Origin of the sequence: Gluconacetobacter entanii, from assembly GCF_013155425.1 — a bacterium.
GTDB classification, from domain to species: Bacteria; Pseudomonadota; Alphaproteobacteria; order Acetobacterales; family Acetobacteraceae; genus Novacetimonas; species Novacetimonas entanii.
Genome location: NZ_JABJWD010000166.1, coordinates 1 through 3,098 on the forward strand (window position 1 = coordinate 1; position 3,098 = coordinate 3,098).

General features: G+C 64.7%; 3 protein-coding genes and 1 pseudogene. 2 read left to right on the forward strand and 2 right to left on the reverse strand.

Going from position 1 to position 3,098, the window contains the following annotated elements:
* Window positions 1-151 precede the first annotated feature (151 nt).
* Window positions 152-1,330 carry a 5-demethoxyubiquinol-8 5-hydroxylase UbiM gene (ubiM, locus tag HNH97_RS17230; protein ID WP_171791696.1) on the reverse strand — a complete coding sequence of 393 codons (1,179 nt, stop codon included), beginning with the start codon at window positions 1,328-1,330 and terminating at the stop codon, window positions 152-154.
* A gap of 85 nt (window positions 1,331-1,415) precedes the next feature.
* Window positions 1,416-2,015, reverse strand: a complete 600-nt coding sequence (locus HNH97_RS17235; protein ID WP_171791697.1) for a nitroreductase family protein — start codon at window positions 2,013-2,015, stop codon at window positions 1,416-1,418.
* Window positions 2,016-2,265: 250 nt separating this feature from the next.
* Between HNH97_RS17235 and hisB the strand changes: the two genes are divergently transcribed.
* A complete protein-coding gene (gene hisB, locus HNH97_RS17240) occupies window positions 2,266-2,862 on the forward strand; it encodes an imidazoleglycerol-phosphate dehydratase HisB (RefSeq protein ID WP_171791698.1) in 597 nt (198 codons plus the stop codon).
* Window positions 2,859-3,098 (forward strand): annotated as a pseudogene (locus HNH97_RS17245) (hypothetical protein); the annotation flags it as partial. The gene hisB and the pseudogene HNH97_RS17245, both read left to right, overlap by 4 nt.

Below are 3,098 nucleotides of genomic sequence, written 5' to 3' on the forward strand. Positions count from 1 at the left end.
CCGCTAAACTCAAGAACTTTCTGCCCCCGAAGCGGTGAACGGGGATATAGGCCCCTCACCAAAAACCGTCAATCCAAAAATGAAAAAAAGATCGTTTTTTGTATTCCGATGATGCAACAAGCCCTTGGATAAAAACGTATTTCTGGCAGTTTTACGCCGTTTTCTGGCGATCCATCAGCATATTGGTCACTGCGTTCTTGAACGGTGAAAGCGCATCGGCCACCTGCAGGCCCACGCGGCGCAACTGACGGAACGGCAGTTCGTCACGCGTATAAAGGGTGGCGATTCCGTTCGTCGCGGCGAACAGGGGCGCCGTGGCAAGGCGGTGCCGACGTTCAAACCGGCGCAGGACCGACAGGCTGCCGATCTCCTCCCCCCGTTCCATCGCCGCACCGATTTCCTGCGCCAGCGTTTCCTGCCCCTTCAGGCCGAGGTTGAACCCGTGGGCGGTAATCGGGTGCATGCCCACGGCCGCATCCCCCACCAGCGCGAATCCCGGCGTGGCGAAACGGTGCGCATAGACGCCGCGCAAGGGATAGACGTGGCGCGTACTGACCAGCCGCATGCGCCCCAGGCGGTTGCCCACGCGCTGCATGATCTGTTCGTTGAACGCATCACGCTCCATATGGCGCAGTTCCTCGATCCGATCGGGCGGGAGGGTCAGGACGATGGAGGACGCCCCCCCATTGACCGGCAGCAGGGCCACGGTCTGCCCCTCATCGAACCACTGGGTGGCCACGTGATGGTGCGGGGATTCATGCGCCATGCGGCATACCAGCATGGAGCGCCGGAAATCATGCATGACCGCGCCGATGCGCTGCATGCGCCGGATCTGTGAAAACCGGCCATCCGCCGCGACGACCAGGCGGGATGTTTCCTCCCCCCCGTCATGGACGACCGTCATGTCCCCGCGACCGTTACGCACATACTGCGTCGCGGTGCCCGCCTTTATGGTGATGCCCGGACGCTGCGCGGCCTGCGCATACAGGGCGCGGCGGATCAGGTGGTTGGAGACGAGGTAGCCCAGAGCCTCCACCCCGCGTCCGCGCGTATCGAACGTCAGCGGGTGATTGTGCCGCCCGGTTTCCACACGGGCCTCCCGCAATGGGGAAATTGCCACCTCCGGGATGTGGGGCCATGCCCCCAGCGCCCTGAGCACACCCATGGAATGATGGGTCAGCGCGATCTCACGGCCATCGAACGGCGCTTCCGCCAGCATTTCGGCAGGCGCACGTTCCAGGACCGTGACCGACAGGCCCCGCGCCTCCAGTGAAAGGGCGGTGGCCAGCCCGACCGGGCCGCCACCGATAATCGTCACATCACTCTGCACGTCTCGGATCCTTACCTGTGCGCCTGCATCAACCCCATGTCCCGCACATGCGGAGCGTTCCCGCCATGGGCCGTGATCCAGACGATTACCTGCCGTCTTTCTCATCCGCGGCGAAGCGGGTGGCCGGGCCATTCCACTGCGCGACATAACCATCAACCGGCGCGCGCCGCGCGGGACGGGCATCGGGGGCGGGCGTGCCGACAAACAGGAAGCCCGCCAGCCTGTGTGGGGCGTCAAAGCCCAGTTCGGCCGCGAACTGCGGGTCATAGGTCACGTCGCCACTGACCCACACCGCGCCAAAGCCGGTGAAATGCAGGGCGTTGAGCACATTCATCGCCGCGGCGGCCACGGCCATTTCCTGCTCGATCACGGGAATCTTGTGATCGGGACGCAGGTGCATGCCCAGCGCGATGACCAGCGGCATGGTCGAAAACCGTCCGCGCCGCTTCTCGATCTTGGCTTCCGATACTTCGGGGTCGAGGCGCTTCATGCTCGCCACCACCAGTTCGGCGACACGGGCGCGGGCTTCGTCACGGATCACGACATAACGCCACGGGCGCAGCCGCCCATGGTCGGGGGCGCACATCGCGGCGGACAGTATCCGTTCCAACTGCGCCGCGTCGGGCGCAGGCTGCACCAGCGCATCGGTGGAAAAGCGTGACAGCAGAAGATCAAGCGATGTCATATGTTACGTTCCTTCGATAACGGGCCGGGCGTGAAGGGCCTGCGTAACGGCGGGCGATGCCGCCATCGCCGCACCTGCCGTATCGCGGCATGTGGCCGTCATCATGGCCGCACCCCGTCCCGCGCATCCGCAATGCGCGTCGCACCATGCCGCAGATGCCGGCCAAAGCCAAGGGAAGCGCACATGTGCGCCAATGCGTGACAGGATCGGTATGGATTCCACCCTGCGCCTTGCTGTAGAAGCGAAAACCATGACCGAACCCCGCTTAGCCACGATTCACCGCGCCACCAGCGAAACCGACATCACCGTGTCCATCAACCTTGATGGCACCGGGCAGACACGGATCGCCACGGGCATCGGATTTTTCGACCACATGCTTACCGCGCTGGGCCGACATAGCATGTGCGACCTGACAGTGGAGGCAAAGGGCGACCTGCATATCGACTACCATCACACGGTGGAAGATACCGGCATCGCGCTGGGCAGGGCATTTGCGCAGGCCATCGGCGACAAGCGCGGCATCCGCCGGTACGGCAGCGCGCTCGTCCCGCTGGACGAGGCGCTGAGCGAGGCGGTGATCGACATTTCGGGCCGCCCCTACCTTGCATGGTCGGTGGAGTTCACCCGCGACAAGATCGGGGAGATGGACACCGAACTGTTCGAGGAGTTCTTCCGCGCCTTCGCCATGAGCGCCATGGTGACATTGCACCTTACGCAGCGTTCGGGCCGCAACTGCCACCATATTGCCGAGGCCTCGTTCAAGGCGCTGGCCCGTGCGCTGCGCATGGCCTGCGAACATGACCCGCGGGCACAGGGGACCGTCCCCTCCACCAAGGGCGTGCTGTGACCTTCTACGCCATCTGGACGCCGCCGGGGCGCCATGACGTGGTGCATGCGACCCTTGTGCCGCAGCGCATGTCATGGCTGGTCCTGCTGCTGGGATGGCCCGGACTTCTGGCGCGGGGCTGTCCCATCGCCGGGCTGATGGCCGGTGGCGTGGCGCTGGTGGCATGGGCGGTCATGCCCCATGGGCTGCCCCTGCTGGTGGTGCTGGCGGCGATGCATGTGCTGCTGGCGCTGTGT